Genomic DNA, 23,010 nt, shown 5'->3' on the forward strand with positions numbered 1-23,010 from the left:
TCCCGTGAATCCTTACGGGGGCTACTGAAATGCAGGAATTAATCACTACGAACTATCGGCAGTCATCGGGCAGAACTTGAGCGGAGGGTGGTGCGTCATGTCGGATAATTCAAAAATGATTGTAGGAATGTGCCCAGATGGCCAGCCTCTATCGCAAAGCCTGCGCCTGGCCAACCGCCACGGCCTGGTGGCGGGGGCAACCGGTACCGGCAAGACCGTCACCCTGCAGCACCTGGCCGAGTTGTTCAGCGATGCCGGCGTGGCGGTGTTCGCTGCCGATGTGAAGGGCGATTTGTGCGGCCTGGGGGCGGCGGGCTCGCCCCAGGGCAAGGTGGCCGAGCGGATTGCCAGCATGCCGTGGCTCGCGCATCAGCCCAAGGCCTACCCGGTGACCCTGTGGGATGTCGCAGGGCTTTCCGGCCACCCGCTGCGCACCACCTTGAGCGAGATGGGGCCGTTGTTGCTGGGCAACCTGCTGGAGCTGACCGACAGCCAGCAAGCGGCCTTGTATGCCGCGTTCAAGGTGGCTGACCGCGAAGGCCTGCTGCTGCTCGATTTGAAAGACCTCAAGGCGTTGCTGGCCCACTTGAAGGACAACCCGCAATTGCTGGGCGAGGACAGCGCGCTGATGACCAGCGCCTCTACCCAGGCGTTGTTGCGGCGCCTGGCCACCTTGGAGCAGCAGGGCGCCGAGGCGCTGTTCGGCGAGCCGGCCCTGCAGCTCGAAGACCTGTTGCACCCGGCTGCAGACGGGCGCGGGCGTATCCACCTGCTCGATGCCAGCCGCCTGGTGCACGAGGCGCCCAAGGTGTACGCGACCTTTTTGCTGTGGCTGCTGGCCGAGCTGTTCGAGCAGTTGCCCGAGCGCGGCGATGCCGACAAACCGGTGCTGGCGTTGTTTTTCGACGAGGCGCACCTGCTGTTCAACGACACCCCGAAAGCCTTGCAGGACCGCCTGGAGCAGGTGGTGCGGCTGATCCGCTCCAAGGGTGTGGGGGTGTATTTCGTCACCCAGTCGCCGGGCGATCTGCCCGACGCCGTGCTGGCCCAGTTGGGGTTGCGCATCCAGCACGGCTTGCGCGCGTTCACCGCCAAGGAGCAGAAGTCGCTGCGGGCGGTGGCCGACGGCTTTCGCCCCAACCCTGCATTCGACAGCCTGGCGGTGCTGACCGAGCTGGGTATCGGCGAGGCGCTGGTGGGTACTCTGGAAGACAAGGGCACCCCGGCCATGGTGCAGCGGGTGCTGATTGCGCCGCCGCAGTCGCGCATCGGGCCGTTGACTGCGGCCGAGCGCAGCGCGCTGGTGGCCGCCTCGCCCCTGGCCGGGCGCTATGACAAGCCGTTCGACCGTGAGTCGGCCTATGAAATGCTCACCCGGCGCAAGGGCGAGCCGGTGGAGCCGGCGCCGCAGCCCAAGGCTGACGAAGAGAGCCTGGCCGATAAAGCCGGTGATTTTTTGCAGAGCGCGGCAGGGCAGGCGATCAAGTCGGCGGTGCGCCAGGCGGCCAACCAGCTGGGGCGGCAGTTGGTGCGCGGGTTGATGGGGTCGTTGTTGGGGGGCAAGAAAAGGTAGGCCTGTGGCGGCCTCATCGCCGGCAAGCCGGCTCCTACATGAACGGCGCTCTGCCTGTAGGAGCCGGCTTGCCGGCGATGAGGCCCGAATGCCAGACACAAAAAAGGCGCCCTGCGAAGGCGCCTTTTCAGTGCAGCGACTGCACTCAGCCGATGGCTTTGGACGCCAGCCAGAACAGGCCGGCAGCCAGGCCCATCGAGGCCGGCAGGGTCAGCACCCAGGCCAGCAGGATGGTCTTCACCGTACCGCCTTGCAGGCCGCTCTTGTTGGCGACCATGGTACCGGCCACGCCAGACGAGAGTACGTGGGTGGTCGACACCGGCAGGCTGAACACGTTGGCCATGCCGATGGCGCAGGCGGCGGTGATTTGCGCCGACATACCCTGGGCATAGGTCATGCCCTGCTTGCCGATCTTCTCGCCGACGGTCAGCACCACGCGCTTCCAGCCGACCATGGTGCCCAGGCCCAGGGCCAGGGCGACCGCGACGATGACCCAGAACGGGGCATATTCGGTGGTGGCGGTGAGGTCCTTGCGCAGCTTGTCGAGGTCGGCCTTCTCACGGGCTTCAAGGCCCGGCAGCTTGCCGACTTTCTTGGCGGTGTCGTCCAGGCACAGCAGGTAGCGGCGCACTTCGACGCGCTTCTCGGCGCTCAGGTCGCGGTAGTCGGTCACGCCGTTCAGCGAGGTCTGCAGCGCGGCGATGGTCGGCTCGGTCTGCTGCGGGTTGCAGCTGAACTGCTCCGGCAGGTCGTTGGACTTGGCCTTGCCCAATGCCAGGAACTCGCCGAGGGTGGCGGCGTTGCGCTGGTAGAACTGGCTCATGTGCAGGGTGGCGTCGCGGGTGCGTTCGATCTGGTAGGTGGTGCTGTTCAGGTCCAGTACGAACTTGGCCGGCACGATGCCGATCAGCACCAGCATGATCAGGCCGATACCCTTCTGGCCGTCGTTGGAGCCGTGCACGAAGCTTACGCCCATGGCCGAAACCACCAGTACCAGGCGGTTCCAGAACGGCGGGTGCTTCTTGTCGTCGAGCTTGCGGCGCTGGTCGGGGGTTTTATGCATCTTCGACAGCGGGCGCCACCACTTCAGGCCCAGCAGCACCAGGGCAGCCACGGCGAAGCCGGCCATGGGGGAGACCACCAGCGACATGGCGATGTCGATCGCCTTCTGCCAGTTGACGCCATCACCCAGCGGGATGTCGTTGATCATGGCATTGGCCAGACCCACGCCAAGGATCGAGCCGATCAGGGTATGCGAGCTCGAGGCCGGGATGCCGAAGTACCAGGTGCCGAGGTTCCAGGTGATGGCCGCAGCCAGCAGCGAGAAGACCATGGCCAGGCCGTGGCCGGTGTTCACGTTGATCAGCAGCTCGACCGGCAGCAGGTGGACGATGGCGTAGGCCACCCCGACACCGCCGAGCAGAACCCCGAGGAAGTTGAACACGCCGGAGAAGAACACGGCCAGTTGCGGTGGCATGGCTTTGGTATAGATGACAGTGGCTACCGCGTTGGCGGTGTCATGAAAGCCATTGATGAACTCGAATGCGAGCACGAAGGTCAGGGCGAGCATCAGGCTCACGACGACCCAGGCATCCAGTCCGCTGAATAAATCGATCATGAAGGGTTTTCTGGCGGTCTTAGGGGGGCGGGATTATGCCAGAAAACCATGGCAATCGATGCACCTGCCACAGACCGATGGCAGGTACCCGATGCGCGTGCGGGGCGGCAAGAGCGTTGCCTGAACGCGCAAGTTTGCCCTGAAAATTCTGAAAAACTCAGCAATTTCAAGGAATTGGCGCTTAAGTTGTGGTTTTGGCTTATTTCAAACGCATGTATGAAATTTGTGTAATTCCATTTCATCCACGGCGTTTCGGTAAAGATGGACCCGTGCCAGCGCCTGCCGACCGATGGCACGGTGATATCGTCCTGGCCTCAGTCTTCCGCCGGGCGCAGTTCCTTTTCCATCTTCTCAAGCTCCTGGGCAAACGCCTGGTCGTGCACGGTGGCCCGTTTGCGCCAGGGTTTGCGTTCGGGGTCGGGTTGTGCGGCATAGGTGGTCACTTCGCCACCGTAAACATCCTTGTAACGTTCTGCCTGGCGCTCGAGCTCTGCGCGCAGTTCATCTTTCGTCACAGTAATACCTGAACTGGTTGAAGTTGGGTGCTGGCGTTAGTGCACAGGGTGATTGTGCGGATACAACACCAGGGTAAGTTCGCCATGGCAGCCGCAAGCCTTGGATTGGCGGCGGGTTGTCAGGCGAGGAGCAGGGTGCTTTGCAGCCAGTTTTCGAATACCGGGCCCAGCACGCCGATTATAGCAATGCTCACGGCCAAGGCCACGGGTAGTGTACCGGGCTGTGAAGTTGTACGAGATCGTTAACCGATTGGTCCTTGCGCAACAGCGGAAGTTCAAACGGCTTTTATCGGAAATTTCACTTGCCGAGCGCGGAAATGAAAACCGAGGGCGGAAATGAAAACGGCCTCGCGGTTGGGCGAGGCCGTTGCCTGGGACTTCTACGGTGGGTACCTGACCAGTCTCTCCAAAGAAGCCACATGTGGCAGGGGAAAGGTATAAGTAAAAGTGTCGGCGGTCAATTGCGATTATCGGCCGTTCGTTCGATAATCGCACAAGCTCCCGATTTTTTGAGGCATGCCCATGAATGACGAAACCAGCAGCCCGATGGCCATCGAGCCGCCACGTGGCACCAGCGCGGCGTTGGCCCCGCCAATCGTGGCGTCGCCGGCCAAGCGTATCCAGGCGTTTACCGGCGATCCGGATTTCATGACCTCCCTGGCCCGCGGCCTGGCGGTGATCCAGGCGTTTCAGGAGCGCAAGCGCCACCTGACCATCGCCCAGATCAGCCACCGCACCGAAATCCCCCGCGCCGCCGTGCGCCGTTGCCTACACACGCTGATCAAGCTGGGCTACGCCACTACCGACGGGCGCACCTATTCGCTGCTGCCCAAGGTACTGACCCTGGGCCATGCCTACCTTTCGTCGACGCCGCTGGCGGTGTCGGCACAGCCGTACCTGGACCGCATCAGCGACCAACTGCACGAGGCGGCCAACATGGCCACCCTCGAAGGCGACGACATTCTTTATATAGCTCGTTCGGCAACGGTCGAGCGGCTGATCTCGGTTGACCTGTCGGTGGGCGGGCGCTTGCCGGCCTATTGCACCTCGATGGGCCGTATTCTGCTGGCGGCGCTGGATGACGCCAGCCTGCACGAATACCTCGAGCGCGCTGACCTCAAGGCCCGTACCAGCCGCACCCTGCATGACCACGACTCATTGTTTGCCTGTATTCAGCAGGTGCGCGAGCAGGGCTGGTGCGTGGTGGACCAGGAGCTGGAGCAGGGCCTGCGTTCGATCGCCGTGCCGATCTACGATGCTTCCGGGCAGGTGCTGGCGGCGCTGAATGTCAGCACCCATGTGGGCCGGGTCAGCCGCACGGAGCTGGAGCAGCGCTTTTTGCCGATCTTGCTGGCGGCCAGCCGCGACCTGTGCCATCAGCTGTTTGGTTGAGGCATAACCCTTGTAGGAGATCACCCAGCCCTTCGGGCTGCGCTGTCGCGCAGAGAACTGGTCTCGCAGATGCGCCACGGTCTCGTGGGAAGCGGCCTTGTGTCGCGATGGGGCGCGAAGCGGCCCCAAGGTCTCGGCCTCATACAAAATTGCCGGGGCTGCTGCGCAGCCCATCTCGACCGGACGGCGCCCCGGCAAGGCCGCTTCCCACAGGGACCGTGTTAAATCAATGAGTTGCGGTTTGTTCTATGAAAGCTGGCTTGCCAGCGATGAGGCCCTGACAGGCGCAGCAAAAGAGATGGCCTGCACCATGATCGGACACGCCGCCACTTTCCTGTTCGATAAACGCACAATGTCGTTTGCGACGAATTGCGCAGCCCACGCCCGCTGATTAATGTCTTTCGCACAAGTCGGCTTTGCCGACCCAGACAATAACAACAGGGCCACAAAGGGCACCCCCATGACTACCCGCACACTCCCGCTGCATTCCGGCTGACCAAGGCCACCGCATCCTCAGACATTTCCCGTTCCTGCGCCTGAGCCGTACGCAGTAGCCTGCCTGTGCCTTCCATCCGGATAACAACAATGAACAAACCGCAATCCACCGTCGGCAACTGCCTCGACGTCCAGTCGTTCATCAACGACCAGCCGCTGTCCCGCTACCAGTGGCGGGTGGTGATCCTGTGTTTTCTGATAGTCTTCCTCGATGGCCTGGACACCGCAGCCATGGGCTTCATCGCCCCGGCACTGTCCCAGGAGTGGGGCATCGACCGCGCAAGCCTGGGCCCGGTGATGAGCGCCGCGCTGATCGGCATGGTGTTCGGCGCCCTGGGCTCCGGCCCGCTGGCCGACCGCTTCGGGCGCAAAGGTGTGCTGGTGGGTGCGGTGCTGGTATTCGGCGGCTTCAGCCTGGCCTCGGCCTACGCCACCAACGTCGACCAGTTGCTGGTGCTGCGCTTTCTGACCGGCCTGGGCCTGGGCGCCGGCATGCCCAATGCCACCACGCTGCTGTCTGAATACACCCCCGAGCGTCTCAAGTCGCTGCTGGTGACCAGCATGTTCTGCGGCTTCAACCTAGGGATGGCCGGCGGCGGCTTCATTTCCGCCAAGCTGATCCCGGCCTACGGCTGGCACAGCCTGTTGGTGATCGGCGGGGTGTTGCCGCTGCTGCTGGCGGTGGTGCTGCTGGCCTGGTTGCCGGAGTCGGCGCGCTTTCTGGTGGTGCGCAACCGCGGTACCGACAAGGTACGCAAAACCCTGGCCCCGATCGCCCCGGCAGTGGTGGCCCAGGCGTCGAGCTTCAGCGTGCCGGAGCAAAAGGCCGTGGCTGCGCGCAATGTGTTCGCGGTGATCTTCTCCGGCACCTTCGGGCTGGGCACCGTGCTGCTGTGGCTGACCTACTTCATGGGCCTGGTGATCGTCTACCTGCTGACCAGCTGGTTGCCGACCCTGATGCGCGACAGTGGCGCGAGCATGGAGCAGGCGGCGTTCATCGGCGCGCTGTTCCAGTTTGGCGGGGTGCTCAGCGCGGTGGCGGTGGGCTGGGCGATGGACCGTTTCAACCCGCACAAGGTGATCGGCATCTTCTACCTGCTGGCTGGGGTATTCGCCTACGCAGTGGGGCAGAGCCTGGGTAACATCACCGTGCTGGCGACCCTGGTGCTGGTGGCGGGCATGTGCGTCAACGGCGCGCAATCGGCCATGCCGTCGCTGGCGGCGCGTTTCTACCCGACCCAGGCGCGCGCTACCGGGGTGTCGTGGATGCTCGGCATCGGCCGCTTCGGTGCCATTCTCGGGGCCTGGAGCGGGGCTACCCTGCTGGGGCTGGGCTGGAACTTCGAGCAAGTGCTGACTGCACTGCTGGTACCGGCGGCGCTGGCCACGGTCGGGGTGGTGGTGAAAGGCCTGGTGAGCCACGCCGACGCCACCTGATCTCCATGTGGTGGCGCGATCCCCTGTAGGAGTGGCCTTGTGTCGCGAAAGGGCTGCAGAGCAGCCCCGGCGATTTTGCATGAGGTCAAGATCCTGGGGCTGCTGCGCAGCCCTTTCGCGACACAAGGCCGCTCCTACAGTGGGGCGTTCGCATAGATGGATAGCAGGGCAACAAACGGTTCGATAATCGCACAAAAGTGCGATTATCGGATTGTATGAACCCTGCCAGGCTCCTTAATCTGAGCTCATCGCAGCGACGCATCGGCCCGCTGCTCACCGACCGACTCGTCCTGACCAGGAGTCTCCAATGGCAGCAATCCTCTCGCTTCACGAGGCTGTGAAGCAGTTCATCCAGGATGGCGACACCGTCGCCCTCGAAGGCTTCACCCACCTGATCCCGACCGCCGCCGGTCACGAGATCATCCGCCAGGGCAAGCGCGACCTCACACTGGTACGCATGACCCCGGACCTGATCTACGACCAACTGATCGGTGCAGGTTGTGCGCGCAAGCTGATCTTCTCCTGGGGCGGCAACCCCGGTGTCGGCTCGTTGCACCGCCTGCGTGACGCGGTGGAAAAACAGTGGCCGCAGCCCCTGGAAATCGAAGAACACAGCCACGCCGACCTGGCCAACGCCTATGTGGCCGGCGCGTCCGGCCTGCCGTTCGCGGTGCTGCGCGCTTATGCCGGCTCCGACCTGCCCAAGGTCAACCCGCTGATCAAGAGCGTCACCTGCCCGTTCACCGGCGAAGTGCTCGCCGCAGTGCCGTCGGTACGCCCGGACGTGACCGTGATCCACGCACAAAAGGCCGACCGCAAGGGCAATGTGCTGCTGTGGGGCATCCTTGGCGTGCAGAAGGAAGCCGCCCTGGCCGCCAAGCGCTGCATCGTCACCGTCGAAGAGATCGTCGATGACCTGAACGCACCGATGAACGCCTGCGTGCTGCCGACCTGGGCCCTGAGCGCGGTGTGCCTGGTGCCAGGCGGCGCCCACCCGTCCTACGCCCATGGCTACTACGAACGCGACAACCGCTTCTACCAGGCCTGGGACCCGATTGCCCGCAACCGCGAGTCGTTCACTGCTTGGATCGACACCTACATCCGTGGCACCGCCGATTTCAACGAATTCCAGGCCAAGCTGGCCAGCACCGCGGAGGCCGCGCAATGAGCTACTCCACTTCCGAAATGATGACCGTCGCCGCCGCCCGCCGGCTGCGCAACGGTGCCGTGTGCTTCGTCGGCATCGGCCTGCCGTCCAAGGCTGCCAACCTGGCACGCCTGACCTCGTCGCCCGATGTGGTGCTGATCTACGAGTCCGGCCCGATCGGTGCCAAGCCGAGCGTGCTGCCGCTGTCCATCGGTGACGGCGAACTGGCCGAGACCGCCGACACCGTGGTGCCGACCGGCGAGATTTTCCGTTACTGGCTGCAGGGCGGGCGCATCGACGTGGGCTTCCTGGGTGCTGCCCAGGTGGACCGCTTCGGCAACATCAACACCACCGTGGTGGGCGATTACTTCGCGCCCAAGACCCGCCTGCCGGGTGCCGGTGGCGCGCCGGAAATCGCCGGTTCCGCCAAGCAGGTGCTGATCATCCTCAAGCAGTCGCCGCGTGCTTTCGTCGACAAGCTCGACTTCATCACCTCGGTCGGCCATGGCGAAGGCGGCGATTCGCGCAAGCGCCTCGGCCTGCCCGGTGAAGGCCCGGTGGGCATCATCACCGACCTGTGCATCATGGAGCCGGAAGCCGGCACCCATGAGTTCGTGGTGACGTCGATCCACCCGGGTGTGAGCCGCGAGCAAATCGTCGCAGCCACCGGCTGGGCGATCCGCTTCGCCGACGACGTGCAGCAAACCACGGCCCCGAGCGAGGTCGAGCTGACCGCCCTGCGCGACCTCGAAGCCCGCACCGCTGCAGCCCACGGGCAAGTGGCAGGAGAAGCCTGATGCGCGACGTATTCATCTGCGATGCCATCCGCACCCCCATCGGCCGCTTTGGTGGCGCCTTGGCCGGCGTGCGGGCCGATGACCTGGCGGCGGTGCCGCTCAAGGCGCTGATCGCGCGTAACCCGGGCGTGCAGTGGGGCCAGCTGGACGAGGTGTTCTTTGGCTGCGCCAACCAGGCCGGTGAAGACAACCGCAACGTCGCGCGCATGGCCCTGCTGCTGGCCGGCCTGCCCGAGAGCATCCCCGGTGTGACCCTCAACCGCCTGTGCGCCTCGGGCATGGACGCCATCGGCACCGCGTTCCGCGCCATTGCCAGCGGCGAAATGGAGCTGGCGATTGCCGGCGGCGTCGAGTCGATGTCCCGCGCGCCGTTCGTCATGGGCAAGGCCGAGAGCGGTTATTCGCGCAACATGAAGCTTGAGGACACCACCATTGGCTGGCGCTTCATCAACCCGCTGATGAAGAGCCAGTACGGCGTCGACTCAATGCCCGAGACCGCAGACAACGTGGCCGACGACTATAAAGTGTCGCGCGCCGACCAGGACGCCTTCGCCGTGCGCAGCCAGCAGAAGGCCGCAGCGGCCCAGGCGGCGGGCTTCTTCGCCGAAGAGATCGTGCCGGTGCGTATCGCCCACAAGAAGGGCGAGACCCTGGTCGAACAGGACGAACACCTGCGCCCGGACACCAGCCTGGAAGCGCTGGCCAAGCTCAAGCCGGTCAACGGCCCGGACAAGACCGTCACCGCCGGCAACGCCTCGGGCGTCAACGACGGCGCCGCAGCACTGATTCTGGCCTCGGCAGAGGCGGTGAAAAAGCACGGCCTGACCCCGCGTGCCCGGGTACTGGGCATGGCCAGCGCCGGTGTGGCGCCACGGGTGATGGGCATCGGCCCGGTGCCTGCGGTGCGCAAGCTGACCGAGCGCCTGGGCGTGGCGGTGAGCGATTTCGATGTGATCGAGCTCAACGAAGCCTTCGCCAGCCAGGGCCTGGCGGTGTTGCGCGAGCTGGGTGTGGCCGATGATGCGCCGCAGGTGAACCCCAACGGCGGTGCCATCGCCCTTGGCCACCCGCTGGGCATGAGCGGCGCGCGCCTGGTGCTGACGGCGCTGCACCAGCTGGAGAAAACTGGCGGGCGTAAAGGCCTGGCAACCATGTGCGTGGGCGTTGGGCAGGGCTTGGCGTTGGCCATCGAGCGGGTTTGACCTGTAACGCCTGTTAACCTGTAGGAGCCGGCTTGCCGGCGATAGGGCCCGGCCTGCCTGAATGTGCCGGGGCTGCCGGCCTCATCGCTGGCAAGCTAGCTCCTACAGGCCAGCCCCCCAAGCGGAACGAGTGTGTTACTAGGTATGTCTAGACTTACCTAGGACCCTCCAGGAGCAAACCCACCATGACTTCCAGCTATTACACCGGCGAAGAACGCAGCAAACGCATCTTCGCCATCGTCGGTGCCTCATCGGGCAACCTGGTGGAATGGTTCGACTTCTACGTCTATGCCTTCTGCGCCATCTACTTCGCCCCGGCGTTCTTCCCCTCCGACGACCCCACCGTGCAGTTGCTCAACACCGCCGGTGTATTCGCCGCAGGCTTTCTGATGCGCCCGATCGGCGGCTGGATCTTCGGCCGCCTGGCCGACCGCCACGGGCGCAAGAACTCGCTGATGATCTCGGTGCTGATGATGTGTTTCGGCTCGCTGATGATCGCCTGCCTGCCGACTTACTCGAGCATCGGCACCCTGGCCCCGGCGCTGCTGTTGCTGGCGCGGCTGATCCAGGGCCTGTCGGTGGGTGGAGAGTACGGCACCACCGCCACCTACATGAGCGAGGTGGCCCTGCGTGGCCAGCGCGGCTTCTTTGCCTCGTTCCAGTACGTGACCCTGATCGGCGGCCAGTTGCTGGCGGTGCTGGTGGTGGTGATCCTGCAGCAGTTGCTGACTGAAGACGAACTGCGCGCCTGGGGTTGGCGCATTCCGTTCGTGGTCGGCGCCATCGCCGCGTTGATTTCGCTGATGCTGCGCCGTTCGCTGCACGAGACCAGCAGCGCCGAAACCCGCAAGGACAAGGACGCCGGCAGCATCAAGGGGCTGTTCCGCAACCACGCTGCGGCGTTCATCACCGTGCTGGGCTACACCGCCGGCGGTTCGCTGATTTTCTACACCTTCACCACCTACATGCAGAAGTACCTGGTGAACACTGCCGGCATGAACGCCAAGAGCGCCAGTTTCGTGATGACCGGGGCGCTGTTCCTGTTCATGATTCTGCAGCCGGTGTTCGGCATGCTCTCCGACCGCATTGGCCGGCGTAACTCGATGCTGTTGTTCGGCGCCCTGGGTACGCTGTTCACCGTGCCGCTGCTGATGGCGCTGAAAACCGTGACCAGCCCGTTCATGGCCTTCGTGCTGGTGAGCCTGGCGCTGTGCATCGTCAGTTTCTACACCTCGATCAGCGGCCTGGTGAAGGCCGAGATGTTCCCGCCGCAGGTGCGCGCGCTGGGCGTGGGCCTGGCCTACGCGGTGGCCAACGCGGCCTTTGGCGGTTCGGCCGAGTACGTGGCCCTGGGCCTGAAGACCCTGGGTATGGAGAACACCTTCTACTGGTACGTGACGGCGATGATGGCGATTGCCTTCCTGTTCAGCCTGCGCCTGCCGAAACAGGCCGAGTACCTGCACCATGACCATTAAGGACGTTGCATGAGCAACCAACTGTTCGACGCCTACTTCACCGCGCCCGCCATGCGCGAGGTGTTCTGCGACCGCGGCCGGTTGCAGGGCATGCTCGACTTCGAAGCAGCCCTGGCCCGCGCCGAGGCCGCTGCCGGGCTGGTGCCGCATAGCGCGGTGGCGGCCATCGAGGCGGCCTGCAAGGCCGAACGTTATGACGCCGGCGCCCTGGCCACGGCCATCGCCACGGCCGGCAACTCGGCGATCCCGCTGGTCAAGGCGCTGGGCATGGTGATTGCCAGCGGTGTGCCCGAGGCCGAGCGCTACGTGCACCTGGGCGCCACCAGCCAGGACGCCATGGACACCGGGTTGGTGCTGCAACTGCGCGATGCCCTGGGGCTGATCGAAGGTGCCCTCGGCAAGTTGGCCGACAGCCTGGCCCGCCAGGCCCTGCAGCATGCCGACACGCCAATGGTGGGGCGCACCTGGTTGCAGCATGCAACCCCGGTGACCCTGGGCATGAAGCTGGCCGGCATGCTCGGCGCGCTGACCCGCCACCGCGAACGCCTGAAAGAGCTGCGCCCACGGCTGCTGGTGCTGCAGTTCGGCGGTGCTTCGGGCAGCCTGGCGGCCCTGGGCAGCAAGGCGCTGCCGGTGGCCGAGGCGCTGGCCGAACAACTCAAACTGAGCCTGCCCGAGCAGCCCTGGCACACCCAGCGTGACCGCCTGGTGGAATTCGCCTCGGTGCTGGGCATGGTCGCCGGCAGCCTGGGCAAGTTCGGTCGCGATGTCAGCCTGCTGATGCAGACCGAAGCCGCTGAGCTGTTCGAGCCGTCGGCGCCGGGCAAGGGTGGCTCCTCGACCATGCCGCACAAGCGCAACCCGGTGGGCGCGGCGGTGCTGATCGGCGCCGCCACCCGTGTGCCGGGGCTGGTGTCGACGCTGTTTGCCGCCATGCCCCAGGAGCACGAACGCAGCCTGGGCCTGTGGCACGCCGAGTGGGAAACCCTGCCGGAGATCTGCTGCCTGGTTTCGGGTGCGCTGCACCAGGCACAACTGATCGCCGATGGCATGCAGGTGGATGCCGAACGCATGCGCCGCAACCTCGACCTGACCCAGGGCCTGGTGCTGGCGGAAGCGGTGAGCATCGTGCTGGCCCAGCGCCTGGGCCGAGATCGCGCCCACCATTTGCTCGAGCAATGCTGCCAGCGCGCGGTGGCCGAACAACGCCACCTGCGCGCGGTGCTGGGGGACGAGCCGCAGGTCAGTGCCGAACTGACCGGCGAAGAACTCGACCGCCTGCTCGACCCTGCCCATTACCTCGGCCAGGCCCGCGTCTGGGTGGCGCGCGCCGTGGCTGAACATCAACGTTTCACTGCTTGAAGGAGACCGCTGTGGCGCACTTGCAACTGGCCGATGGCGTATTGAACTACCAACTCGATGGCCCGGCCGATGCACCCGTGCTGGTGCTGTCCAACTCCCTGGGCACCGACCTGGGCATGTGGGATGCGCAAGTCCCGGCCTGGAGCGAGCACTTTCGCGTACTGCGCTACGACACCCGCGGCCATGGCGCCTCGCTGGTCACCGCTGGCCCGTACCGCATCGAACAGCTGGGCCAGGACGTGCTGGCGCTGCTCGATGCCCTGGATATCGAACACGCGCACTTTGTCGGCCTGTCCATGGGCGGCCTGATCGGCCAATGGCTGGGCATCAATGCCGGCCACCGGCTGCACAGCCTGACCCTGTGCAACACCGCCGCCAAGATTGCCAACGATGAGGTGTGGAACACCCGCATCGACACCGTGCTAAAGGGTGGCCAGCAGGCCATGGCGGATTTGCGTGATGCCTCCATCGCCCGCTGGTTTACCCCAGCCTTCGCCCAGGCCCAACCCGCCGAAGCCCAGCGCATCTGCCAGATGCTGGCGCAAACCCGCCCTGAAGGTTACGCCGCCAACTGCGCGGCGGTGCGTGATGCCGACTACCGCGAGCAGTTGGCAAGCATCCAGGTGCCGACGCTGATCGTCGCCGGTACCGCGGATGTGGTCACCACCCCCGAGCATGGCCGCTTCATGCAAAGCCGCATCATCAACGCGACCTATGCCGAATTCCCGGCGGCGCACCTGTCCAACGTCGAAATCGGTGCGGCCTTCACCAGCCGTGTGCTCGACTTTTTGCTGGCCCGCTGAGGAACCTGCCCATGGATGAGAAACAACGTTACGACGCCGGCATGCAGGTACGCCGCGCGGTGCTCGGCGATGCCCACGTGGACCGCAGCCTGGAGAAGCTCAACGATTTCAACGGCGAGTTCCAGGAGATGATCACCCGGCACGCCTGGGGTGATATCTGGACCCGCCCGGGCCTGCCCCGGCACACCCGCAGCCTGATCACCATCGCCATGCTGATCGGCATGAACCGCAATGATGAGCTCAAGCTGCACCTGCGCGCGGCGGCCAACAACGGCGTGACCCGTGACGAGATCAAGGAAGTGCTGATGCAGAGCGCGATCTATTGCGGCATTCCGGCGGCCAACGCCACCTTCCACCTGGCCGAGTCGGTGTGGGACGAGCTGGGGGTTGAGTCGCGACAGTAACCGGCTGTTCGATTCTCCTGTAGGAGCCGGCTTGCCGGCGATGAGGCCAGATCAGGCAATGCAGTTGCCAGCCCGGGCCTTATCGCCGGCAAGCCGGCTCCTACAGGGGTTATGCGTTGGCCTTGCGCTCGCGCAGCGCCACCGGCCCGGCATTGGCCTCCACAGCCTTTTTCAGCTCGCCGCACAGCCCGAGCATGAACGCCAGCTCCGCCACCACGAACAGCGGCCCGACGATCAGCCCGCTGACATCGTCGACGAACGCCGGCTTGCGCCCTTCGTACCAGTGGCCGACGAACTGGATGATCCAGCCCACCACGAACGCCCCCAGACCGGCACTCAGCCACAGCCCGGTGCCTTGCACCGCCAGCGCCTGCCCGGCCCACAGGCACAGGCCCAGCAGCAGCCCCATGACCAGCCCGAAGCGGGTGTCCAGGCGCAGGTAGAACCACACCGACCAGCCCGCCAGCAGCAGCGCCGGCGACAGCCAGATACCCGCCAGCTCCCAGCCGGGGCGTGACAGCAGGATGCTCACCGCCAGCACGATCAGCGGAATGCCGACAAAATGCGTGGCGATGTTGCGTGGGTCGCGGTGGTAGGTGGCGTATTGACTCAGGTGTTCGACGAGGTTTTTCATTGTTGTTCCTCCATCAGGGGTAGGCCCAGCTTGCCCCGTCCATTCGTTGCGGTCTGTCGCCTGGGCGACAGAGTGCGTAAGCGAGGTGCCATGCTCGACCTGCGTCCCCAACTGCTGCACGGCCAGTGGTTCCGGCAATTGCCCGATGCGGTTCAGGATAGCCTGCTGGCTTTGGCCCGGGTGCGCGAACTGGTGGCCGGGCAGTGCCTGTTTCAGCGTGGTGATGCGCCCTGCGGGTTGTATGCGGTGCTCGAGGGGGCGATGCGCGTGGGTGCGGTCAGCAGCGAGGGCAAGGAGGCGTTGCTGACTTTGGTGGAGGCGCCGCACTGGTTCGGCGAGATCAGCCTGTTCGATGGCCAGCCGCGCACCCACGATGCGTTTGCCGAGGGGCCTACACGGTTGGTATGGATCCCCCAGGCGGCGCTGCTGCAGTGGCTGGAGCAACAGCCGCAATACTGGCGCGAGCTGGCCTTGTTGATGAGCCACAAGCTGCGCTGGGTGTTCGTTGCCCTGGAGCAGCAAAGCCTGCTGGCCGCAGCCCCCCGGGTGGCGCACCGGTTGTTGCAGATCGCCGACGGCTACGGCGAGCGCGATGTCGCCCAGTGGCGTTTGCAGCTGTCGCAAGAGCAGTTGGCGCTGATGCTGTCGCTGTCGCGCCAGACCATCAACCAGATCTTGAAGAACCTCGAGCAGGCCGGCGTGGTGCGCCTGGGCTATGGCGAGGTGGAGATTGTCGATGCGCAGCGTTTGCGGGCGCTGGCGCAGCATCCAGGTTGACCAGGGTGTCGATCATCGCCCGCGCTGCCGGGGATAGCCGGTAGCCGCTGCGGCTGACGATGCCGCAACGCACGCTCAGCACCTCCAGCCCCGGCGGCAGGTTGCGCCAGTGCAGGCGCACCAGCTGGCCGGCGGCCAGGTCTTCGGCCACCGCTTCCTCGCTGGCGCTGCCGATGGCATCGCTGGCCAGCACCACGCTGCGCAGCACCGCCAGGTGTTCGGTTTGCAGGTGCGGGGTGAAGTCGCTGCGCCCGCTGAGGTTGGCCAGGCGCTTGCGCACGCCGGGGGCGAGCAGGGCGCAGGCCAGCGGGTAGCTGAACAGGTCGTTGGTCGACAGGCTGTCCTTGGCCAGCAGCGGGTGGCCGGGGCGGCAGAAGAACAGCCCCGGGCGCGGGTTGAGCGGCTCGGTGTGAAAGTTCGGGTCGGCCTCGAACGGGCGGATGTCGTCGACGAAAAATTCGATCTGCTCGCGGCGCAGGGCCTGGCCCAGTTGCTCGGCGTTGTCCACCCGCAGCGCGGTGCGGATGCCGGGGTGGCTGGCGATGAAGCGTTGCAGGGCTTCGGGCACCAGGCGCACGGCCAGGGCCGGGCCGCTGCCGAAGTGCAGTTCGCCGGCGTCGAGCTTGGTCATCTGCAGCACTTCGTTGTTCAACTGGGCGGCGCCTTGTACCAGGCGGCGGGCGTGTTGCAGCACCACCTGGCCTTCGGGGGTGGGCGGCAGGGCCTTGTTGGCACGGTCGACCAGAGTGCAGCCGAAGGCCTGTTCGAGGTTCTGGATGGCGCGGCTGAAGGCCGGCTGGGTGATGCCCATGGCTTCGGCGGCGCGGACGAAACTGCGGTATTCGGTGAGGGCGATGAAGTAGCGCAGTTGGCGGAGGTCCATGCTCGGGCTCTGGTGCGGGGGCAGGGCTCGGTTTTAGCTTTTGTCACATATAGCGTCAAAGAATGTTATTTGATTTGTATATTCCATTTTGATTTATATAGCTGGTCTTTGTAGGAGCCGGCTTGCCGGCGATGAGGTCGGTGCAGGCCGCAGCATCTCGATTGCCTGTATTGGCCCTATCGCCGGCAAGCCGGCTCCTACAGGTACGGCACAGGCCTGAATGGCATGAGGTCCCTGTGGGAGCGGGCTTGCCCGCGAAGAGGCCGGGCCTGCTAGAGCAGGTTCAGCGGATAACTCACGATCACCCGATTTTCATCGAAGGCATTGGTGCTGAAGTCCCGGCGCATGGTGGAGTTACGCCACTTCAGCGACAGGTCTTTGAAAGTCCCCGACTGCACCACGTAGGCAAGCTCGGTCTCCCGCGCCCATTCCTTGCCATCGTTCACCGCGCTGGTGTGCACGTTGTCGCCCTTGATGTAGCGGTTCATCAGGGTCAGCCCGGGAATGCCGACGGTGACGAAGTTGAAGTCATGCCGGATCTGCCAGGAACGCTCCTTGGCGTTGTCGAAGCTGGCGTTGTAGCTGTCGTTGGCCAGGGTGCCGCCGCTGGTGCCGTTGACCCGCATCCAGGCGTCATCGCCGCTGACCTTCTGCAAACCCACGTAGAAGGTGTGGCCCTGGTAGCGTGCCGAGAGCATGGCCGAGGCGGTGCGGTTGTCCAGCTCGCCTGCGCGTTCGCTGCCGTCTTCCTTGCCGATGAAGTAGCCCAGGTTGGCGCCCAGGGTCCAGTCGCCGAGCGGCTGGCTGTGCACCAGGTTGAGGTACTGCTGGCGGTAGATGTCTTTGAGTTGCGCATCCCACAGGCCGAGCATGGTGCGCTTGTCGTTGAAGGTGTATTCGCCGCCGGCGAAGTTGAAGCGGTCGGAAGTAATGCCAGCGCGGCCCTGCATGAACATGTCTTCCATGCTGGCGTCGTTGCGCGGGCTGTTGCCGCGGAACTGGCCGGCATACACGGTCAGGCCGTCGATTTCCTTGGAGGTGAGCTGGCCACCGCGGAAGGTCTGCGGCAGCGAGCGGCCATCGTCCGAACGCAGGATGGGCAGCACCGGCATCCATTCGCCGACTTTCAGTTCGGTTTGCGACAGGCGCGCCTTGAGGGCTACGCCCAGGCGGCCGAAGTCGTCGGCCGGGCGGCCGTCGTCGTGTACCGGCAGCAGGTGGGTGCCGGCCGTGCCTTTGCCGCCGTCGAGCTTGACCGAGTACAGGCCCAGTACATCCACGCCAAAGCCGACGGTGCCCTGGGTGAAGCCGGAGCGGGCGTCGAGGATGAAGCTTTGGGTCCACTCTTCGGCCTTGCCCTGGGGGTTGGCCGGGTCGACGAAGTTGCGGTTGATGTAGAAGTTGCGCAGGTTGATGCTGGCCTTGGCGTCCTCGAAGAAACCGCTTTCGGCGGCCAGGGCGGGCAGGGCGCAGGACATGGCCAACAGGCCGGGCAGCAGCTGGCGTGCGGGATGCAAAGTGCTCATGGGTGTGGACTCTTGTTTTTATTGGGCGAGCCGGTGCGCTGCGGGTGCGGGCCGCAGGGGCAGGGCGCTTTTTGTGAGAACTTGTGCAACGTTGCGTGGGCGATGGTGCGGGGCAGGGCGGGGGCGAGGCAATTCGTCGCAAGCGGAATGGGGCGATTATCGAACGCAATGTTCTGAGGCCTGGCATCTAGCTTTGTAGGAGCGGCCTTGTGTCGCGAAAGGGCTGCTCAGCAGCCCCAAGATCTGAGTATTCATACCGAATTGCCGGGGCCGCTTTGCGGCCCTTTCGCGACACAAGGCCGCTCCTACAGGGGGCGGAGTTCGCTGGCCACAAAAAAGCCCACCGCGAGGGTGGGCTTGTTGCTGGCGTTCGTTCGATCAGCCCTTGGGTTGTTCGATCGACGCCTGCTGCTGGGTCTGCTCGTACCAGCCACCGCCGAGGGCCTTGTACAGGTTGACCTCGCTGACCAGTTGCGACAGGCGGTCGCTGATCAGCGACTGCTGGGCGCTGAACAGGTTGCGCTGGGCGTCGAGGAAGGTCAGGTTGCTGTCGATACCGATGCGGTAGCGGCGCTCGGCCAGGCGGTAGTAGTCCTGGTTGGCGGCCACCAGGTCACGCTGGGCCTGCAACTGCTCTTCGAACGTCTTGCGTGCGGCCAGGCCATCGGCGACTTCCTGGAAGGCGGTCTGGATGGTCTTTTCGTACTTGGCGACGTTGATGTCCTTCTGGATTTTCGAGTAGTCCAGGCTGGCCTTCAGGCTGCCGGCGTTGAAGATCGGCAGGTTGATCTGCGGTTGGAACAGCCAGGTGCCCGAACCGCCCTTGAACAGCCCGCCCATGGTCGGGCTCAAGGTGCCGGCATTGGCGGTCAGGCTGATGCTTGGGAAGAACGCTGCGCGGGCGGCGCCGATATTGGCGTTGGCGGCCTTGAGCAGGTGCTCGGCTTCCTGGATGTCCGGGCGGCGTTGCAGCAGCTCGGACGGCAGGCCCGCCGGCACTTCGGCCAGTTGGTCAGCGTCGAGCTTGAGCGGTGCCGGCAGGTTGCCGACACCGGTACCCACCAGCACGGTCAGGCTGTTCAGGTCCTGGGCGACCAGGCGCTGGTACTGCGACAGCTTGACCCGCGCGCCTTCTACTGCAGTGCGCGCCTGGCTCAGGTCCAGGGCCGACGCCACACCCACCTCGTTGCTGCGGCGGGTGAGGTTGTAGCTTTCTTCGTAGGTTTTCAGCGTTTCTTCGGTCAGCTTCAGCAGCGCCTGGTCGGCCTGCCAGGTGTAGTAGGCGTTGGCCACGCTGGCCACCAGGCTGATTTGCGTGGAGCGACGCGCCTGCTCGCTGGACAGGTAGGTTTCCAGGGCTTGCTGGCTGAGGCTGCGCACCCGGCCGAACAGGTCCAGCTCATAGGCGCTGACGCCCAGGGTGGCCGAGTACTGGCTGGTGATGTTGGCTTCGCCGGTTTGCGACAGGTCGGCCGGCACCCGCTGGCGGCTGCCGCTGCCGGTGGCCGAAACCGCCGGGTACAGGTCGGCGCGCTGGATGCGGTACTGGGCGCGGTAGGCGTCGATGTTCAACGCTGCCACGCGCAGGTCGCGGTTGTTCTCCAGCGAGCTCTGGATCAGTTGCTGCAGCGCCGGGTCGTGGAAGAACTGGCGCCAGCCCTGCTCGGCGGCGGCGACGTTGGCCGACTCGGTCGGCGAGTACGCAGGGCCCTGGGGCCACTGCGCAGCCACCGGCGCTTCAGGCGCCTGGTAGTCGGGGATCAGCGAGCAACCGCCGAGAATGAAGGCGGTAACCGCCAGGGACAACAAAGACTTGGTCATTGCCCAGCCTCATAACGTGGAGTTTCAGGAGTTTCTTTCGGTTCGTGCTCTTTGCTGCCGAACAGCGACGACACGGCGACGAAGAACAGCGGTACCCAGAAGATGGCAAGTACGGTGGCGCTGATCATGCCGCCGATCACGCCGGTACCAATGGCGTGCTGGCTGCCGGCACCGGCGCCGCTGGCGATGGTCAACGGTACCACGCCGAGGATGAACGCCAGGGAGGTCATGATGATCGGGCGCAGACGCATGCGGCAGGCCTCGATGGCCGCGTCGTACAGGCTGCGGCCCTGCTCGTGCAGCTCTTTGGCGAACTCGACGATCAGGATGGCGTTTTTCGCCGCCAAACCGATGGTGGTGAGCAAGCCGACCAGGAAGTACACGTCGTTGGACAGCCCGCGCAGGCTGGTGGCGAGCAGTGCACCGATGATACCCAGCGGTACTACCAGCACGACCGCGATCGGGATCGACCAGCTTTCGTACAGCGCTGCCAGGCACAGGAACACGAACAGTACCGAGAGGGCGAACAGCGCCGGCATTTGCGAGCCGGAGAGTTTTTCCTCGTAGGACATGCCGGTCCAGGAGTAGCCGATGCCCGCAGGCAGTTCGCCGACGATACGCTCGACCTCGGCCATGGCTTCACCGGTACTGTAGCCCGGGGCTGGCGCACCGAGGATTTCCATCGCCTCTACGCCGTTGTAGCGCGAAAGCTTTGGCGAGCCGTAAGTCCATTCACCCTTGGCGAACGAGGAGAACGGCACCATTTCGCCGGCGCCATTGCGCACGTACCACTTCTGCAGGTCTTCAGGGCTCATCCGCGAGTTGGGTTGCCCCTGGATGTACACCTTCTTGACCCGGCCACGGTCGATGAAGTCGTTGACGTAGCTGGCACCCAGGGCGATCGACAGGGTGTTGTTGATGTCGGCGATGGTCACGCCCAGAGCGCTGGCACGTTCGTCATCGATGGTCAGCTGGTACTGCGGCTCATCGTTCAGGCCGTTCGGGCGCACGGCGCTGAGGATCTTGCTTTGTGCGGCAAGCCCAAGGAACTGGTTGCGCGCTTCCATCAGCTTGGCGTGGCCGACACCGCCACGGTCCTGCAGGAACACGTCGAAGCCGGTGGCGTTACCCAGCTCCAGTACCGCAGGCGGGGCGAAGGCGAACACCATGGCGTCGCGGAAGGTGAAGAAGTGCTGCTGGGCGCGCTGCGCCAGGGCGAACACGCTGTTCTCCTTGGAGCGTTCACCCCACGGCTTGAGCATGATGAAGGCCATACCCGAGCTCTGCCCGCGACCGGCGAAGTTGAAACCGTTGACGGTGAACACCGACGACACGGTGTCGGATTCTTCCTTGAGCAGATACTCGCGCATCTGGTCGACCACCACCTGGGTGCGTTCGGCACTGGAACCGGCCGGGGTCTGCACCTGGGCGAACAGTACGCCCTGGTCTTCTTCAGGCAGGAACGCGGTGGGGATGCGGGCGAACAGCCAGATCATGCCGACCACGATCAGTGCGTAGGCCAGCAGGAACGGCACCTTGTTGCGCAAGATGGTGCCGACGCTGCGCTCGTAACCTTGCACGCTCTTGTCGAAGTTGCGGTTGAACCAGCCGAAGAAGCCGCGCTTGGCCACATGGTGCTCGCCCTTTTTCAACGGCTTGAGCATGGTGGCGCACAGCGCCGGGGTGAAGATCAGCGCGACCAGTACCGACAGGCCCATGGCCGAGACGATGGTGATCGAGAACTGGCGGTAGATCACACCGGTGGAGCCACCGAAGAAGGCCATCGGCAGCAGTACCGCCGAAAGCACCAGGGCGATACCCACCAGGGCCCCCTGGATCTGCCCCATGGAGCGCTTGGTGGCCTCCTTGGGCGGTAGCCCCTCTTCGGACATCACCCGCTCGACGTTCTCCACCACGACGATGGCATCGTCCACCAGCAAGCCGATGGCCAGCACCATGGCGAACATGGTCAGGGTATTGATGCTGAAGCCTGCGGCGGCAAGGATGCCGAAGGTCCCCAGCAATACCACCGGTACGGTCATGGTGGTGATGATGGTGGCGCGGAAGTTCTGCAGGAACAGGTACATCACCAGGAACACCAGTACCACGGCTTCGATCAGGGTGTGGATTACCCCGCTGATCGATTCGGTGACCACTGGGGTGGTGTCATACGGGAATACCGCTTTCACCCCTGGCGGGAAGAACGGTTCCAGGTCGCTGATGGTCTTGCGCAGGGCCTTGGCGGTGTCCAGGGCGTTGGCGCCGGTGGCCAGTTTTACCGCAAGGCCGGAGGCCGGCTTGCCGTTGAACTGGGCGCTGATGGCGTAGTTCTCGCCGCCCAGGCCAACCTGTGCCACGTCGCCCAGGCGTACCTGGGAGCCGTCGCTGTTGACCTTGAGCAGGATCTTCTGGAACTGCTCGGCGGTCTGCAGGCGGGTCTTGCCGATGATGGTTGCGTTGAGCTGGGTGCCGGGCATGGCGGGCAGGCCGCCGAGCTGGCCGGAAGACACCTGCACGTTCTGCGCGGCCACGGCGGTTTTTACGTCAACCGGGGTCAGCTGGAACTTGTTGAGCTTGGCCGGATCCAGCCAGATACGCATGGCGTACTGGGCACCGAACACCTGGAAGTCACCCACGCCCGCAGTACGCGAGATCGGGTCCTGCATGTTGGAGACGATGTAGTTGGCCAGGTCGTCCTTGGTCATGCTGCCGTCTTCGGACACCAGGCCGATCACCAGCAGGAAGTTCTTCACTGCCTTGGTCACGCGGATACCCTGCTGCTGCACTTCTTGCGGCAGCAGCGGGGTGGCCAGGTTGAGCTTGTTCTGCACCTGCACCTGGGCGGTGTCGGCGTTGGTACCCTGCTCGAAGGTGGCGGTGATGGTCATGCTGCCGTCGGAGTTGCTCTCGGACGACACGTAACGCAGGTTGTCGATACCGTTGAGCTGCTGCTCGATGACCTGCACCACGGTGTCCTGCACGGTTTGCGCCGAGGCGCCCGGGTAGGTCACGGCAATGGCGATGGCCGGCGGCGCGATGCTGGGGTACTGGTTGATCGGCAGCTTCAGGATCGACAAGGCGCCGACCAGCATGATCACCAGTGCGATCACCCAGGCGAAGATCGGGCGATCGATAAAGAACTTCGACAT

Annotated in this window: 19 protein-coding genes; 12 read left to right on the top strand and 7 right to left on the bottom strand. The window is 64.8% G+C overall.

The genetic code is table 11. The annotated features are described in order from the left end of the window. Positions 1 to 97 precede the first annotated feature (97 nt). Positions 98 to 1,573, top strand: a complete 1,476-nt coding sequence (locus KSS94_RS05245) for a helicase HerA-like domain-containing protein (RefSeq protein WP_217841978.1) — start codon at positions 98 to 100, stop codon at positions 1,571 to 1,573. Between the two features lie 145 nt (positions 1,574 to 1,718). On the opposite strand, the gene KSS94_RS05250 is transcribed toward KSS94_RS05245, so the two are convergent. Both KSS94_RS05250 and KSS94_RS05255 read right to left on the bottom strand, forming a co-directional pair. After that, the gene (locus KSS94_RS05250) at positions 1,719 to 3,191 is read right to left on the bottom strand and encodes an inorganic phosphate transporter (RefSeq protein ID WP_217841979.1); all 1,473 of its coding nucleotides are present in this window, start codon (positions 3,189 to 3,191) and stop codon (positions 1,719 to 1,721) included. 314 nt (positions 3,192 to 3,505) lie between these two features. Next, complete coding sequence (locus KSS94_RS05255) at positions 3,506 to 3,706, bottom strand: hypothetical protein (RefSeq protein WP_217841980.1); 201 nt, start codon at positions 3,704 to 3,706, stop codon at positions 3,506 to 3,508. Between the two features lie 522 nt (positions 3,707 to 4,228). On the opposite strand from KSS94_RS05255, the gene pcaR reads away from it, so the two are divergent. The 10 genes from pcaR to pcaC all read left to right on the top strand — a co-directional run bounded on the left by pcaR (position 4,229) and on the right by pcaC (position 14,220). Next, entirely contained in the window at positions 4,229 to 5,098 is an 870-nt protein-coding gene (gene pcaR, locus KSS94_RS05260) for a pca regulon transcriptional regulator PcaR (RefSeq protein ID WP_217841981.1), read from the top strand. Positions 5,099 to 5,339: 241 nt separating this feature from the next. After that, positions 5,340 to 5,489, top strand: coding sequence for a hypothetical protein (locus KSS94_RS05265; RefSeq protein ID WP_217841982.1), 150 nt, complete (start codon positions 5,340 to 5,342; stop codon positions 5,487 to 5,489). Positions 5,490 to 5,683: 194 nt separating this feature from the next. Beyond that, a complete protein-coding gene (gene pcaK / locus KSS94_RS05270) occupies positions 5,684 to 7,030 on the top strand; it encodes a 4-hydroxybenzoate transporter PcaK (RefSeq protein WP_217841983.1) in 1,347 nt (448 codons plus the stop codon). A 307-nt stretch (positions 7,031 to 7,337) separates the two neighbouring features. Then, the gene (locus KSS94_RS05275) at positions 7,338 to 8,198 is read left to right on the top strand and encodes a CoA transferase subunit A (protein WP_217841984.1); all 861 of its coding nucleotides are present in this window, start codon (positions 7,338 to 7,340) and stop codon (positions 8,196 to 8,198) included. Beyond that, positions 8,195 to 8,974, top strand: a complete 780-nt coding sequence (locus KSS94_RS05280; RefSeq protein ID WP_217841985.1) for a CoA-transferase subunit beta — start codon at positions 8,195 to 8,197, stop codon at positions 8,972 to 8,974. The genes KSS94_RS05275 and KSS94_RS05280 overlap by 4 nt, the downstream gene beginning before the upstream one ends. After that, positions 8,971 to 10,176 (top strand): 3-oxoadipyl-CoA thiolase, encoded by a 1,206-nt coding sequence (gene pcaF, locus KSS94_RS05285; protein ID WP_217843529.1) that lies wholly within the window; start codon positions 8,971 to 8,973, stop codon positions 10,174 to 10,176. Before KSS94_RS05280 ends, pcaF begins: the two co-directional genes overlap by 4 nt. A 185-nt stretch (positions 10,177 to 10,361) precedes the next feature. Beyond that, positions 10,362 to 11,651, top strand: a complete 1,290-nt coding sequence (locus tag KSS94_RS05290) for an MFS family transporter (protein WP_217841986.1) — start codon at positions 10,362 to 10,364, stop codon at positions 11,649 to 11,651. Between the two features lie 9 nt (positions 11,652 to 11,660). Beyond that, a complete protein-coding gene (locus KSS94_RS05295) occupies positions 11,661 to 13,013 on the top strand; it encodes a 3-carboxy-cis,cis-muconate cycloisomerase (protein ID WP_217841987.1) in 1,353 nt (450 codons plus the stop codon). Positions 13,014 to 13,024: 11 nt separating this feature from the next. Beyond that, entirely contained in the window at positions 13,025 to 13,816 is a 792-nt protein-coding gene (pcaD, locus tag KSS94_RS05300; protein ID WP_217841988.1) for a 3-oxoadipate enol-lactonase, read from the top strand. Between the two features lie 11 nt (positions 13,817 to 13,827). Continuing rightward, a complete protein-coding gene (gene pcaC, locus KSS94_RS05305; RefSeq protein ID WP_010952489.1) occupies positions 13,828 to 14,220 on the top strand; it encodes a 4-carboxymuconolactone decarboxylase in 393 nt (130 codons plus the stop codon). 109 nt (positions 14,221 to 14,329) lie between these two features. On the opposite strand, the gene KSS94_RS05310 is transcribed toward pcaC, so the two are convergent. Then, positions 14,330 to 14,854, bottom strand: coding sequence for an Mpo1 family 2-hydroxy fatty acid dioxygenase (locus tag KSS94_RS05310; RefSeq protein ID WP_217841989.1), 525 nt, complete (start codon positions 14,852 to 14,854; stop codon positions 14,330 to 14,332). 90 nt (positions 14,855 to 14,944) lie between these two features. Between KSS94_RS05310 and KSS94_RS05315 the strand changes: the two genes are divergently transcribed. Then, a complete protein-coding gene (locus tag KSS94_RS05315; RefSeq protein ID WP_217841990.1) occupies positions 14,945 to 15,631 on the top strand; it encodes a Crp/Fnr family transcriptional regulator in 687 nt (228 codons plus the stop codon). Here KSS94_RS05315 and KSS94_RS05320 read toward each other — a convergent pair. The 4 genes from KSS94_RS05320 to ttgB form a co-directional block, all read right to left on the bottom strand. Then, the gene (locus KSS94_RS05320) at positions 15,519 to 16,514 is read right to left on the bottom strand and encodes a LysR family transcriptional regulator (protein WP_217841991.1); all 996 of its coding nucleotides are present in this window, start codon (positions 16,512 to 16,514) and stop codon (positions 15,519 to 15,521) included. The two genes, KSS94_RS05315 and KSS94_RS05320, sit on opposite strands and share 113 nt — an antisense overlap. 272 nt (positions 16,515 to 16,786) lie before the next feature. Next, positions 16,787 to 18,040: an OprD family porin gene (locus KSS94_RS05325; protein WP_217841992.1), complete on the bottom strand. Its 1,254-nt coding sequence runs from the start codon at positions 18,038 to 18,040 to the stop codon at positions 16,787 to 16,789. A gap of 378 nt (positions 18,041 to 18,418) precedes the next feature. After that, positions 18,419 to 19,861 (bottom strand): AdeC/AdeK/OprM family multidrug efflux complex outer membrane factor, encoded by a 1,443-nt coding sequence (locus KSS94_RS05330; protein WP_217841993.1) that lies wholly within the window; start codon positions 19,859 to 19,861, stop codon positions 18,419 to 18,421. Continuing rightward, a complete protein-coding gene (ttgB, locus tag KSS94_RS05335) occupies positions 19,858 to 23,010 on the bottom strand; it encodes a multidrug efflux RND transporter permease subunit TtgB (RefSeq protein ID WP_217841994.1) in 3,153 nt (1,050 codons plus the stop codon). Before ttgB ends, KSS94_RS05330 begins: the two co-directional genes overlap by 4 nt.

The organism is Pseudomonas fakonensis, from assembly GCF_019139895.1.
Classification (GTDB): domain Bacteria; phylum Pseudomonadota; class Gammaproteobacteria; order Pseudomonadales; family Pseudomonadaceae; genus Aquipseudomonas; species Aquipseudomonas fakonensis.